Annotated in this window: 17 protein-coding genes and 1 other annotated feature; all 17 genes read right to left on the bottom strand. The window is 42.3% G+C overall.

Going from position 1 to position 13,546, the window contains the following annotated elements:
- Positions 1–8: 8 nt before the first annotated feature.
- Positions 9–1,295 (bottom strand): GTPase ObgE, encoded by a 1,287-nt coding sequence (gene obgE, locus FKZ59_RS11365; RefSeq protein ID WP_141602880.1) that lies wholly within the window; start codon positions 1,293–1,295, stop codon positions 9–11.
- A 4-nt stretch (positions 1,296–1,299) separates the two neighbouring features.
- Positions 1,300–1,815, bottom strand: a complete 516-nt coding sequence (locus tag FKZ59_RS11370; RefSeq protein ID WP_181733279.1) for a Spo0B domain-containing protein — start codon at positions 1,813–1,815, stop codon at positions 1,300–1,302.
- 136 nt (positions 1,816–1,951) lie between these two features.
- Positions 1,952–2,242: a 50S ribosomal protein L27 gene (gene rpmA, locus FKZ59_RS11375; protein WP_141602911.1), complete on the bottom strand. Its 291-nt coding sequence runs from the start codon at positions 2,240–2,242 to the stop codon at positions 1,952–1,954.
- Between the two features lie 5 nt (positions 2,243–2,247).
- A complete protein-coding gene (locus FKZ59_RS11380) occupies positions 2,248–2,604 on the bottom strand; it encodes a ribosomal-processing cysteine protease Prp (protein ID WP_141602882.1) in 357 nt (118 codons plus the stop codon).
- Positions 2,605–2,615: 11 nt separating this feature from the next.
- Positions 2,616–2,924 (bottom strand): 50S ribosomal protein L21, encoded by a 309-nt coding sequence (rplU, locus tag FKZ59_RS11385; RefSeq protein WP_141602883.1) that lies wholly within the window; start codon positions 2,922–2,924, stop codon positions 2,616–2,618.
- Between the two features lie 14 nt (positions 2,925–2,938).
- Positions 2,939–3,019 (bottom strand) — a sequence feature (ribosomal protein L21 leader region).
- Between the two features lie 38 nt (positions 3,020–3,057).
- Positions 3,058–3,696 (bottom strand): M50 family metallopeptidase, encoded by a 639-nt coding sequence (locus FKZ59_RS11390; RefSeq protein ID WP_141602884.1) that lies wholly within the window; start codon positions 3,694–3,696, stop codon positions 3,058–3,060.
- Positions 3,669–4,220, bottom strand: a complete 552-nt coding sequence (locus tag FKZ59_RS11395) for a M23 family metallopeptidase (protein ID WP_181733280.1) — start codon at positions 4,218–4,220, stop codon at positions 3,669–3,671. Before FKZ59_RS11395 ends, FKZ59_RS11390 begins: the two co-directional genes overlap by 28 nt.
- 215 nt (positions 4,221–4,435) lie before the next feature.
- On the bottom strand, positions 4,436–5,233 hold the full coding sequence (minD, locus tag FKZ59_RS11400) for a septum site-determining protein MinD (RefSeq protein ID WP_141602886.1): 798 nt from the start codon (positions 5,231–5,233) through the stop codon (positions 4,436–4,438).
- Between the two features lies 1 nt (position 5,234).
- The gene (locus FKZ59_RS11405) at positions 5,235–5,900 is read right to left on the bottom strand and encodes a septum site-determining protein MinC (protein WP_141602887.1); all 666 of its coding nucleotides are present in this window, start codon (positions 5,898–5,900) and stop codon (positions 5,235–5,237) included.
- Positions 5,901–5,927: 27 nt separating this feature from the next.
- Complete coding sequence (mreD, locus tag FKZ59_RS11410; RefSeq protein WP_141602888.1) at positions 5,928–6,458, bottom strand: rod shape-determining protein MreD; 531 nt, start codon at positions 6,456–6,458, stop codon at positions 5,928–5,930.
- Positions 6,458–7,372: a rod shape-determining protein MreC gene (gene mreC, locus FKZ59_RS11415; protein WP_141602889.1), complete on the bottom strand. Its 915-nt coding sequence runs from the start codon at positions 7,370–7,372 to the stop codon at positions 6,458–6,460. The genes mreD and mreC overlap by 1 nt, the downstream gene beginning before the upstream one ends.
- A gap of 11 nt (positions 7,373–7,383) precedes the next feature.
- On the bottom strand, positions 7,384–8,403 hold the full coding sequence (locus tag FKZ59_RS11420) for a rod shape-determining protein (RefSeq protein ID WP_141602890.1): 1,020 nt from the start codon (positions 8,401–8,403) through the stop codon (positions 7,384–7,386).
- 351 nt (positions 8,404–8,754) lie between these two features.
- Positions 8,755–9,453: a RadC family protein gene (gene radC, locus FKZ59_RS11425; RefSeq protein WP_141602891.1), complete on the bottom strand. Its 699-nt coding sequence runs from the start codon at positions 9,451–9,453 to the stop codon at positions 8,755–8,757.
- A 14-nt stretch (positions 9,454–9,467) separates the two neighbouring features.
- The gene (locus FKZ59_RS11430; RefSeq protein WP_141602892.1) at positions 9,468–10,055 is read right to left on the bottom strand and encodes a Maf family protein; all 588 of its coding nucleotides are present in this window, start codon (positions 10,053–10,055) and stop codon (positions 9,468–9,470) included.
- 96 nt (positions 10,056–10,151) lie between these two features.
- Positions 10,152–10,784 (bottom strand): hypothetical protein, encoded by a 633-nt coding sequence (locus tag FKZ59_RS11435; RefSeq protein ID WP_141602893.1) that lies wholly within the window; start codon positions 10,782–10,784, stop codon positions 10,152–10,154.
- Positions 10,785–10,946: 162 nt separating this feature from the next.
- A complete protein-coding gene (locus FKZ59_RS11440; protein ID WP_141602894.1) occupies positions 10,947–12,215 on the bottom strand; it encodes a bifunctional folylpolyglutamate synthase/dihydrofolate synthase in 1,269 nt (422 codons plus the stop codon).
- The gene (locus FKZ59_RS11445; protein WP_141602895.1) at positions 12,199–13,506 is read right to left on the bottom strand and encodes a bifunctional folylpolyglutamate synthase/dihydrofolate synthase; all 1,308 of its coding nucleotides are present in this window, start codon (positions 13,504–13,506) and stop codon (positions 12,199–12,201) included. Before FKZ59_RS11445 ends, FKZ59_RS11440 begins: the two co-directional genes overlap by 17 nt.
- Positions 13,507–13,546 lie beyond the last annotated feature (40 nt).

The raw sequence follows: 13,546 nt of genomic DNA on the forward strand, positions 1-13,546 counted from the left end.
TCCCCCCATCATTCAATAAATTCAAACTCATAATCCAGAATTCGAACGGTATCCCCGTCTTTGGCACCCCGTTCCCTCAAAGCATCATCAACCCCCAAATGGCGAAGTTGTCTTGCAAAACGACGGACGGATTCATCCCGGCTGAAGTCTGTCATTTTAAATAGACGTTCAATTTTTTGCCCTTTTAATACAAATGCTCCATCATCATCACGGACAATTTCGAAATCGGCACCTTTTTTCTCATGTTTATATACAACGGTCGCGTCGCTTTCATCGGCAAGATCATACAATTCGAAAGTAGGAGCGACTTCCAGCAAGTCCGCGATTTCATGCAGCAAGGGCTGCAGCCCCTTCTTTGTCAAAGCGGAAATCGGAAATATTTTTACTTGATCGCCCACTTTTTTCCGGAATTCCTTTAAATTTTCTTCTGCACCGGGCATGTCCATTTTATTCGCAGCGACGATTTGAGGCCGTTCCGTAAGGCGCAAATCATATTGCTCCAGCTCATTATTGATTTTCACAAAATCTTCATAAGGATCACGCCCTTCCATTCCGGACATATCCACAACGTGCACAATGACCCTCGTTCTTTCGATATGGCGCAAAAACTGCATGCCCAATCCGACACCCTGATGGGCTCCTTCAATCAACCCTGGCAAATCCGCCATGACAAAGCTGCGTCCGTCACCCGTTTCGACTACCCCAAGATTCGGAACAATGGTTGTAAAGTGATATGCGCCGATTTTCGGTTTTGCGGCAGAAACAACAGAGAGCAATGTGGATTTCCCGACGCTTGGATAACCCACAAGCCCTACATCGGCCAATAATTTCAATTCCAATATTACATTTAATTCTTCACCCGGCTCCCCTTTTTCCGCAATTTCAGGTGCGGGATTTGCCGGTGTGGCAAAACGCATATTGCCCCGTCCGCCGCGGCCGCCTTTTGCAACAATGGAGCGCTGCCCATGCTCCACCAAGTCCGCAATGACTCTTCCGGTTTCTTCGTTGATGACAACGGTTCCCGGCGGGACTTTCACAACTAAATCTTCCGCATTTTTTCCGTGCATTCCTTTGCTTTTGCCGTTTTCTCCGCGGGGCGCCTTAAAATGGCGCTGATAGCGGAAATCCATTAGCGTGCGCAAACCTTCATCCACTTCAAAGATGACATTGCCTCCATGTCCGCCGTCCCCCCCTGCAGGACCGCCATAAGGCACATATTTCTCGCGGCGAAAGGCAACCATCCCGTCTCCGCCGTCTCCGCCTTTTACGTATATTTTCACGTGATCGACAAACATAATTTCACTCCTTAAAGTTTAAAACATATTTCCAATCATTGCAGGTTTCTTTCTCCGTTGAAATTTCCAAATCCGATGGTTTGTCGCGCAAAGGCTCAACATCCCATTTCCCGTGCAAATCAAAGGTAATTTTTACCCACCGTTCAGTCGCTTCAACCTCTATCAGCAATCGATGTTCGCTGTATGGGTCGAGATGAGGGGAAACATGTTGAATGGTTTTTTCCAAGTATTCAACCGTTTCCGCATCCTTTTTCACACTCGGCGTCATTGCCACATGACTTTTTAATAAAAATTCAATGGAAGGAAAACGATAATGGAAAGTTTGTATCCATTCGACCGTTTTCGGCCAATTCAATTTATTCAGATTGGAATAAGATTTATATTGATGGCAATAATTTTCGATGATTTTTTTTGCATCATCAATCCGGTTTAGATCCAAATTCATTTTGATTAATTGCAATTGGTTGATGAAATCATGATTCGCAGCCCTTAAGATTTCACTAACAGAAAGTTTCGTCAATTCCCCCACTCCCATAATGCTAAGCGATACCTTATTTAAGTATAACAATTTTTTTCTCTTATTTCTTCTATCTGATAAGGGTTTTTTATACATAAAAAAGGACTGCAATCTTGCAGTCCTTTGGAATTCATTTGAATTATGCTTCCTGTGCAACAGGGTATACACTTACTTTTTTCTTATTGCGTCCCATGCGTTCGAAGCGTACGATACCATCAACTTTTGCATAAAGTGTGTCGTCGCCGCCACGGCCTACGTTCAAACCTGGGTAGATTTTCGTACCGCGTTGACGGTAAAGGATTGAACCGCCGGTAACAAACTGGCCATCCGCACGTTTCGCACCAAGGCGTTTCGCTTCGGAATCACGTCCGTTTTTTGTAGAACCTACCCCTTTTTTGGAAGCAAAAAATTGTAGATCTAATGTTAACAAGTATTTCACTGTGTTCCACCTCCTGCATGCTTGTACTTGATTTGAATATATTGACCGTAATTTTGTACCATTGAATAGACTTGTGCTGTCATCACTTGCACAATCAGCTGCAATTTTTCATCCAATTCAGGATCTATATCCGTCGGCAAGTCCACCTTTAAGTAGCCTCCGCCTTCAGTGGCCTGCTCGATTTTCGGTTCAATATTCAACAGTGCATAGATTGCATTGACCGTCCCGATCGCGATGGTCGATGCACCTGCACAGACCAAATCTTTCCCCGATTCATCGTATTCGGCATGGCCTGAAAATTCAAAAGCAGCTACACGACGGTTTTCGTCGTGATGAATCGTAACTGTGATCATCCGGCCACCTCTTAAGCGTTGATGGATTCAATCACCAATTTTGTATAAGGTTGACGGTGACCTTGTTTACGGCGATAGTTTTTCTTAGGTTTGTATTTGAACACAGTGATTTTTTTGCCTCGGCCTTCTTTAATCACTTTCGCAGTAACAGTGGCACCTTCCACAGTAGGTGTACCAACTTTCACTGTTTCGCCGCCAACGAAAAGAACTTTGTCAAAAGTTACTGTTTCGTTAGGTTCTAACCCTAATTTTTCAACGTAAATTTCTTGTCCAGCTTCAACTTTATACTGTTTACCGCCAGTCTCGATGATTGCGTACATTTCATTGCACCTCCTCTTTGTCTAAGACTCGCCTGCGGAAAGGTGATCAAACAATTGATGCTTTAAAAACCTTCCCAGAGCGGTTGTAGCACAGGTGCTACATAACAAGTGAAATGTTATCATACTAAAAAGTTTAAGTCAATCGATTCATTACATATTTTTCAAAGGCAACCCGATATTTGCGGTATCTCCATTCCTGGATGATATTGATCCATAAAAAGAGGCTCAGCAAAAATAAAAATAAAGTTTTTGGAAGCAAGATAAAGGTAATGATGACCGTTGAGGTAATCAGAATAAAAGAAATGCTTATGAACATTTCATAAACTTTCGCTTTTTTCGAAAAAATCAGGATAAGCGAAAAGACAATTCTTCCGCCGTCAAGGGGCCATACAGGAATCAGATTGATCAGCAGCAAAATCATTTGAATCTTAATGAGCGGCTTGGCCAATAAAGGATCCAAAAAAGGGGCGACCAGCATGCAGCAAACGGTGGCTATGGGACCTCCTAAACTGATCAACAGCTGCTTTTGGGGAGATAAAGCGTATCCTCCCTCCAGCTCAATTTCCCCGCCATAAGGCATGATGACGCAACGCTCCACTTTGACCCCAAGAAGCCAGGCAACAAGAATATGGCCAAATTCATGAATTAGCAATGAAGATAGAATCAAGGCATAATAAGAAACATTACCATACAAAATTAGTCCAAATAAAAGAGGCAAAAATAATGGATGAATCGTCATACGCTTCATGGCCGCATATGCTCTTTCATCCATGTTAATGTTTCTTCCAAATTCAGAATATTCCCATCCTTCTCTACCTGAATATACAAATCTCCCGCCTCTTTCTTGCCGATTATACTTCCCCGTTCTATGGATGTATAAGGAAGCAATGAAAAAGAATCCACGTTTCCATAAGTCACCGTCGTATTGTCTTCGTAATAAACCGAAATCGTTTTCCCTGTATCTTTGTTATAGCCGGTATACACGACGAGACCATGGTCGACGGCGATTAACGGGACCGCTTCTTCATAGGTCAGCAGGTAGCCCTTGTAATATGGTTTAACTTGTACAAAAGTTAATAATTCTTGGTTGATCGGATCTGAAGAAACGGCAATGGTATCCTTTGATTCTTTGTCAAAAATTTCTCTTAAAAGGTTGCGCATAAACGTTAAATCTTCAGAACTGTATACAATTTTTTTCACATCAAACGAAATTTTTCCTGACGAAAAAAGATAGTTGCTTACAAGAACGCCCGCACAAAGGAAAAACGCAGCAATCCATTTCCATTTTTTGCCCATACCCTCATCCATTCTCATTTTTCCTTAGTATATGAAGGATAAGAAAATACGATTCTATAAGTTTGAATTTTGAAAATGAGAATGGAAGAAAAATAGAAAAAAAGACTGTTTAAAAGTTCCGTCCGCTTTGCTTGTTCCGTTTTCTCATCGATGTGGCAATGGTTGTCCGATCACAAAGCGTCGAATCTTTTTACAGTCTTTTTCCTGCAAATCTATCATCTTGAAAAAATAGACATTAATTTCTTGAATACCCCTTTATGTTCTTCTTCCAAAGTCATTAATGGCACCGATTCACCCAAAATTCTACGGGCGATGTTTCGATAGCCTAAAGAAGCCTTGTTATTGGGATCCATGACAATCGGTTCCCCTTTATTGGATGAGGCAATGACATCTTCGTTATCAACAATGATTCCCAATAGATCAATGGAAAGATGTGTTGTAATTTCATTAATGTTCATTGCATCCCCCTGATTGATTAAATCTTTTCGGACCCGGTTGATAATCAGTTTAGGGGGATTAATTTCTTCTTTTTCAAGCAAACCTATCACCCTGTCCGCATCTCTTACTGCGGATATTTCAGGGGTTGTAACAACGATTGCACTATCCGCACCGGCTATCGCATTCCGGTATCCTTGTTCAATGCCCGCAGGACAATCAATTAAAACGTATTCAAATTCCCTTTTTAACTCATTGATCAATTCTTTCATTTGTTCAGGTGTCACGGCATTTTTATCTGTCGTCTGGGCAGCAGGCAACAAATACAACTTATCATCAACACGTTTGTCTTTCACCAAGGCTTGATGAATTTTGCAGCGCCCTTCCACCACATCCACCAAATCATAGATGATACGATTATCCAGACCAAGTACGAGATCCAAATTTCGGAGACCAATGTCAGTATCCACCAGGCATACTTTTTTGCCTTGAAGTGCCAGTGCTGTACCTAGGTTAGCTGCTGTCGTAGTTTTTCCGACTCCGCCTTTACCTGAAGTTATTACAATCGCTTCCCCCACATTAGCTACCTCCTTTAGTGTTGAGTAATGGCCGTATTTTTCGGGCTTCCTGCAACCGGTCATAAGAAATGTTTCCTTCTTTATTTATATATGCAAATAATTGCTCCGCATGTTCTTTTACGATTGGTTTTTCATTCGACATCACTTCAATTACATCAGCAATATAAACATGGGTCGGTTCAAACCAGGAAGCGGCGACAATCGCCTCCCGGTCCCCGCCAATGCCTGCATGTGCAATGCCTTTCAACTTCCCCATTACAAATATATTTCCGCCGGCTTCAATTTTTCCGTTTGGATTTACGTCACCGATCACGATAATATCTCCCGGGGCCTGTATAACTTGTCCTGAACGTACAATGCCTACATATGTATCACATAGATTGCCTTGCATCTTTGCATTGTTTTCATCCACCGTAATGACATTGCTAAGCACTTTCGATACGACCATTTTACCGGGGTGCTCAATGATATTGATCAATTCTTGTTTCTGCTGCTCAAGAAGGTAGCGATAGCCTAAATCGAGAGAGACATTCACTCTGCCGTCAATTCCACCTTCTGATACTTTCCTCTCAAGTTCTTCCACTAAGTCTTGGTAGGCGCACTGGTCATCAAGCCGAAGCACTAAACCGTCCTTTGTCCCCTTCATATGGACAAGCTGATTTTTCATAAGAGTGACACCTCTCGCCAGATTAAATTAAGAAAGTTCACGAAGCTTTTGCAATACCCGGGCGTCAATTAAATATTTAAATGCCCAACCAAGCATCATTAAATAAATCAAGTTTGCAAAGATTGAAGGAATTAATCGCTTAACGAAAAATTCAGTAAATGCCAAATTCGTAAAGTGAATAATATGATGGAAAAAAATATATAAAACCAATTCCATTAAGGCTACCAGCAATACGGATAAAATTGTTGTAAAAGTCAAGTGTTGGTGGATATATTTGATGGTCCAATTGGCAAGAAAACACATCAATGGGTACAACACTGTATACAATCCAATAATATCAATGTAAAACACATCATACAAGAGTCCAAAAATCAAACCGTAGGTAGCCGCACGCTTAGGATTGTAATAAATGGAGAGAAAAATTAAATAAAGTATAAGAAAACGGGGCACAAAATAAAAGAGTTCCCCGTTCCATTCAATCGGTGAGAACAAAGCAAACTCGGGCTCCAATAAAAATAATATGATTGCTACAGCCGGAATCATGAAACGGATCCACATCAATCTTCACCCTCGCCTGGTATGCCCGTATTATTTGTCAAGTCTGCATTTGTTCCTTCACCGTCTGCACCATCAATTACTGTTGCACTGCGTTTGGCAATCATCACTTTTTCAAGCATGGAAAAATCGGCTGAAGGCCGTATATAAGCCATTTTTGTCAAGCCGAAATCTTCCGTTGTCACTTCTGAAATTTCGCCGATCAGAATGCCTTTCGGGAAGATTCCCCCTAATCCGGAAGTGACTACTTTATCTCCTTTATTAATTTCCAAACTGGAATCGATGCGTTTCAAAATTAATTCATTACGCTTTTCGTCATATCCTTCAATCAAACCATAAGCGACATTTTTTTCACTTTGAACCATTGCTGACACCCGGAAATTTGGATTATTTGTATATAACAATTCCACTTCAGCCGTAAATGGCGTTACTAAACTCACTTTTCCAATCAATCCGCTTGTCGTCATAACGGCCATGTTTTTCTTAACCCCATGGGAAGACCCCTTATTGATAATGATTTTTTCTTCCCACTGATCGGGATTTCTTGCAATGACCGTGGCACGGATTGGCTCATAATCTCTTAAACTATCTTCATTGTCCAATAGTTTTCGCAACTCTTTATTTTCCGATTTTAAAGTATTCACTTCCGCCTGAAGAGCAGCGAAATCTTCCAATCTCATTTTCAATCGCTGGTTTTCTTCATAAGTATTTAACAGAGATTGGATATCCTGGAAAAGGTTTGTTATATAGTTAGCCGGCTTAGCAACAATGCTTTGTGCTAAGCCAACTGAATCTTTGATAAATTGTTCGGGGAGAGTCGCATTTTGACGATCGCGCAATGAAAAGCTGACCAATGCCACAATCACAATCAAACCAATTAAAATCATGATAATTCTTTTATTGGACAAATGTGGCATCGCTATCCCCCCTATTTTTTCAACTGCTGGGAACGAATTAAATCAATATGTTCCAGCGCTTTTCCAGTACCAATCGCTACACAATCCAATGGATTTTCGGCAATAAACACCGGCATTTTCGTTTCATCGCTGATAACTTTATCAAGATTTCTTAATAGCGCACCTCCGCCGGTAAGTACAATGCCTCTTTCCATCACATCGGCGGAAAGTTCCGGCGGAGTTTTTTCCAATGTTTTCTTCACGCCGTCTATGATGGCGGCAATCGCTTCTTTCAGAGATTCCGAAATTTCGCTTGCTGAAATGACTATCGTTTTTGGCAAGCCCGTCACAAGGTCTCTTCCTCGGATCTCCATCGTTTCGTCCACATCATCGACGCGTGCAGTACCGATTTCCATTTTGATTTGTTCTGCCGTCCGTTCACCAATCGTCAAGTTATATGTTTTGCGGATATAACTGATGATTGCTTGGTCCATCGCATCGCCGGCAATCCGAACCGATTCGCTTGTGACGATGCCGCCCAAAGAGATGACGGCAACTTCCGTCGTTCCTCCCCCGATGTCCACAACCATCGAACCTGTCGGATCCCAAACCGGAAGATCTGCGCCAATGGCGGCAGCAAATGGTTCTTCGATTGTAAAAGCTTCTTTTGCACCGGCTTGGCGGGCCGCATCAATCACCGCCCGTTCTTCGACGGAAGTGATGCCATAAGGTACGCAAATCATGACATTCGGTTTTTTCCATTTTAATCCGGAATTTTTTAATGCTTGTTTCAAATAATATTGAATCATTGCAGTCGTAATGTCAAAATCCGCAATCACCCCATCCTTCATCGGACGAATGGCAACTATGGATCCGGGTGTACGGCCGATCATCTTTTTCGCTTCATTGCCTACCGCAACAATTTCTCCCGTTTTTGTATTTTTCGCCACAACGGATGGCTCGCGTAAAACGATTCCTTTTCCTTTGACAAAAACTAATGTATTCGCTGTGCCAAGGTCAATACCTACGTCTTTATTCCCTAGTCCTAACAAATTTTGTACTCCCTTTCTATTAACTCCTTTATTTCTCTAAGACTGTCCAAAATCATAAATTTTATTATAGCGGATAAAGCCGAAAAATTATAGTGGTGCAAACATTTTTTCCCACTTATTTATGCAGCCCCTACATTTTTCGCATTTATCATTGTATTGCGAAATTGTGAATGAGACAATGAAAAAACCCTTGTTAAATTTTACAATCTTTTTACAAAGCCCGCTTTAATTAAGACGAACATGACGAATTAAGGTTCGCTGAAACGCAAATGTCACGAAAAAAGTCGAAAACCCGGACAATCAGGGCCTTTCGACTTTTTTGAAACCAATATGTCATAGTTGACACTTTTTTTAAATATATCCCTGTTCTTTCAGACTGATATATTGATGATCGCCAATGATGATGTGATCAATCAATTCAATGCCGATAATAAATCCGGCTTCCTGCAGCCTTTTTGTCACTTCGATGTCTTCCGGGCTCGGCGAGGCATTCCCGCTTGGATGATTATGGGCGCAAATGATGGACGCTGCCGAACGCTTTACCGCCTCTCTAAAAATTTCGCGGGGATGGACAATGGAGGAATTCAGGCTGCCGATAAAGATGGTTTGTTTATGAATCACTTGATTTTTCACATTCAAAAACAACGCCACAAAATGTTCTTGCTGCAAAGAAGACATTTCAGGCATCAGAAATGAGGCGGCATCTTTGGGGGATCTGATGGTAAAGCGTGAATCCACCTGCTTCTGGGAGAGCCTCCTGCCCAGTTCGATTGCCGCCAGCAGCTGAACCGCTTTGGCTTGTCCAATCCCTTTTATCGACATGATTTCTTCCAATGTGGCATGTTTTAATTCATGCAATTTTTCGAAGTAATTGATTACCCGGTTGGCTATTGACAACACCGATTCCTGCTTCGTTCCCGTTCTTAACAAAATCGCGATCAGTTCCTGATTCGATAAACTTTGCGGCCCCTGTTTAATAAGCCTTTCCCTCGGACGATCATCCACGTGCAAATCGCGAATCATCAAGTCAGGAAAAGCCCTGACGGACATCCTCCACATACCTCCTATAGTTCGATGATATCAAGTTCCACCAATTTTTCAAACAGGGATGCAATCGGCAATCCGACAACCGTATTGTAATCCCCTTCAATGCGGTCAATGAACAAAGCCCCGCCCGTCTGGATTCCGTAACCACCGGCTTTATCAAAAGGGTCTTTTGTTTCCACGTATTTTTCTATCAATTTTCTAGGAAGGTTTTTAAAATACACGTCCGTTACTTCCACAAAGGATTCCGCTTGCCTGTCTTTTGTGATGATTGCCACGGCCGTCATGACTTGATGGCGATTCGATGAAAGCTTTTCCAGATGCCGTATCGCTTCTTCCGGCGTTTTTGGTTTATGAAGAAGCTCATTGTTGAAAACAACAATCGTATCCGCGCCAATAACCGTTTTACCCGGGCAATTCGTTGCCACATCTTTCGTCTTTAACAGAGCCACTTTTTGAACATAGTCTTTAAAATCCGATGCATGCACACCGGTTTCTTCAACGCTGCTCGGAATCACCTCAAAAGGGACTCCCAGCTTTGAAAACAGTTCCTTTCTTCTTGGTGAGGCTGACGCTAAAACGAGTTGATGTTTTGTTTTAAATTTCATTTCCATTCCTCCTATAATCATAATATAGCCGAGGAATGGCATTTTGAAAAACTCATCGAACTATAGGAAATTTAAAATTTGACCCTTTTTTGGGGATTAAAATTTAATTTTCAAACAGTCATTTTCAGTAAAATAATGGGCCAACAGATGCATCCGGACAACCGACAAATCGTTTGAGATGCTTGATAATGCAAAGGTGATCGACTCCCAATCCGGAGGCAGGTCGCCCATTTTTTTGCCCCCCTCAAAATTTAATTTTAGAGAATCGTCATTTTTCAGCAAGGACGGGAGGTTTTTTAAAGCCGGCTTTTTGCACCCTTCCGCTGACAGCGTAAAAGGTTTTACAAAGGATGGCGGATCCTCCGTTAAAACGATGTCATCTTTGGAGGTCGCGACGCCTGACCATACATAAAAATTACCGTCGATTTCAACGACAGCGCTTGTATTTAAACTGGAATGGCCGTAAACAAATTCCGACGCTTTCTCAAAAGTGGAAAAAACTCCGTGCTGCTTCGCATAAAATTGCTCGGAGTATTCATTCTCCTTTTTCTCTTCCGTTTGCTGGGAACTTACGGGAATCAATTCATTTTGCTGCTTCTCTTCAGTGTAAGTGGAATTCATGGAATTCAATATAATCATAAATACTAGAACACCGACCAGTCCCGTAATAGAACCCGATAGAGCTGCCCTGATCATTTCTTTCCGGCCAATGATATGAGGAAACTTCATCGAATCACCCTTTTCGATATACAAATCCGGACATTTCCGATGGCCGAACCATGTCCACATTATTTCATATGTTTCATTGTTATTGAAAATGATAATCCAAATAGATGAATTCGTTAGAAAAGGGTGAAACTACTGCTATGCAATTCAATGCATGAATCTATTTCATTCAGCTAATGCCGATGAAGATATTAATTGATTCCGGATTTCCGCAAGCAAATAAAGTGAGCCGGTGACAATCGTTACTCCATCAAAATGTGCGCTTGATTGGATAAAAGATGCGCAATTTTCCACTATTTCTTTTTTCTTCGCTCTTGAAAGTTGCATTAGATCCTTTGCTTTTGCGGCACGGGGATTTTCAAAATCGACAAAGTAAAACTCATCGCTGACGGTTTCCAGCAAACGCAGCACATTTTCAATGTCCTTATCCCTCACCATGCCGATGACAAATCGTATGGTTTCGTTTGGAAATTGCTGCTTGATGGTTTCAACAAGTTTCCCGATGCTTGCGGGATTATGGGCTCCGTCAAAATACACCTTCGGAAACACTTGTTCAAAGCGGCCGGCGAGGCTTGTCTTTTCCACCGCCTTTCGGATGGAATCAACATTTGCATTCAACCGGAGATTTTCAACTACTTCCAAAAAGGCGGTAATTGCCAAAGCCATGTTGATCCGTTGGTGAGCCCCAGCCATTTTTCTTGTCAGCCGATCAATTGCCACATCTGCTTTCAAATAGATATATTCTTCCCCCTCCCTGCCTGGATGGACATAAAAATCTTTCCCATAAACGGATAAAGGGGAATTTTCCAAGGCTGCCTTCCTTTTTATGACGGATAGGGCCTCCTCCTGCAAACTGCCGATGATCGCAGGTTTTCCTTTCTTAATGATTCCGGCTTTATGATGGGCAATTTGTTCAAGGGTATCGCCCAAAATGTTTGTATGGTCAAAATCAATGCTTGTAATGATGGAAACAAGCGGATCGACGACATTTGTGCTATCTTCCAATCCGCCCAGACCCGTTTCAAGGAGAACCAAATCCGTTTGTTCATTGGCAAAATGCAGGAATGCCGCGCAAGTAAGGAGCTCAAAATCCGTCAACAATCCGCTTATTCCCGCATTCTTCATTGTTTCGAACACCCGGTCCATTTCTTTTCGGCTAATCGGATGCAGATTTACTCGAATTTGGTCATGGACGTCCACGATACACGGTGAAGTGAATTTTCCGACCGAAAGCCCGTGATGAAGGGCCATTTGCTCCAAAAAAGCGATGGTGGAACCTTTTCCGTTGGTTCCCGCCACGTGTACCACCCTTAGTTTTTCATGGGGATTATTTAAAAGGGCCAATGCCCTGGTCATTCCTTCAAGGCCCGGCTTGATGGCGGGATCGCTTTGGATACCCCATCTTTCCTTATATTGGTCAAAATTTATAATCATAGGCTTCTTCCTTCGCTTTTAAAAATTTCCGCACTTCTGCGATGAAAAAGATCGAACCTGTGACAACCAGCAGTTCATCTTCCTGGAGACCGGACATCTCTTGTTCCACGACCGCTTTCCAGTCTTTGTTTACCGCTTTGTCAGGATGTCCCGAGCAATGTGCCAATTCCTCCGCCTTCGCAGCCCTTGGAACCGGAAGTTCCGTAAAATAAACCGCATGGGCCACTTTGTCGATCATCGCAATGCTTTTATGATAATCTTTGTCCTCCATGACTGAATAAATAAATTTATATTTTTTATCCGGATATTGGCGTTTTAGCGTATGAATCAACGCTTCAGTTCCTTCCGGATTATGGGAGCCGTCCAGGATGATTTGGCTGCCCACCCGTTCAAAACGCCCCGGCCAAAAAGCTTTTTCCAAAGCCGTTTGGATGATTTTATCCGTAATGCCGGCAAAGCCGATGCTCCTCAATATGGTCGCCGCGGTTATTGCGCAGCCCGCATTGGCGATTTGATGCGCCCCCATCATTTTTAGAGTAATGTTTAAATGGACATTCCCCAAATGGTAGGCAAAATTTTGTTTCCTTTCATCCGTTTGTATGTCCGAAACAAAGAAATCTTCCCCGTAAAGGAAAAGGGGTGCATGTTGCTGCCGGGCTTCCCGGCAGATGACTTCCAATGCCTCCTTGTTCGCAACCGCCGTTATGACAGGGACATTTCTTTTAATGATTCCCGCTTTTTGATAAGCGATTTCTTTGTAAGAATTTCCAAGAATATGGGTATGATCAAGGGAAACCGTTGTAATGATGGAACAGAGGGGAGAGATGACATTCGTGCAATCAAAACGTCCGCCGATTCCCGCTTCGATCAATGCAATATCCACTTGCTCCTCGGCAAAATACTGAAATGCAATGAGCGTCATCAATTCAAAAAAGTTCGGATAGTCCCCATCAAGTTCCTCTTCAATAACGCGGAACAATCGGTTGGCCAATGCCAAAAATCTCCCGTCAGAAATTTCCGACCCGTTGATGGAAATCCGTTCGTTGACCCGTTCCAAATGGGGTGATGTAAAGGCTCCCACTTTATATCCCGCGGTTTGCAAAATTTCCCTCAAATAATTTACTGTGGAACCTTTTCCGTTGGAGCCTGCGATATGTATAAAAGGCACCTTTTCATGGGGATTCTTGAGCAAAGGCAAAATGGCATTCATGGCCCGAAAAGGTTCGCCTTTATGTTTCTCAGCCCTTAAACGGTACATAAAGTTTGTGCAATCTTCCATTGATGTGAACAAAATGAATTCGCCTCCTAACTTCCACTTTATTTTACTCCAA

It is taken from the genome of Ureibacillus terrenus, from assembly GCF_006569205.1.
Classification (GTDB): Bacteria; Bacillota; Bacilli; order Bacillales_A; family Planococcaceae; genus Ureibacillus; species Ureibacillus terrenus.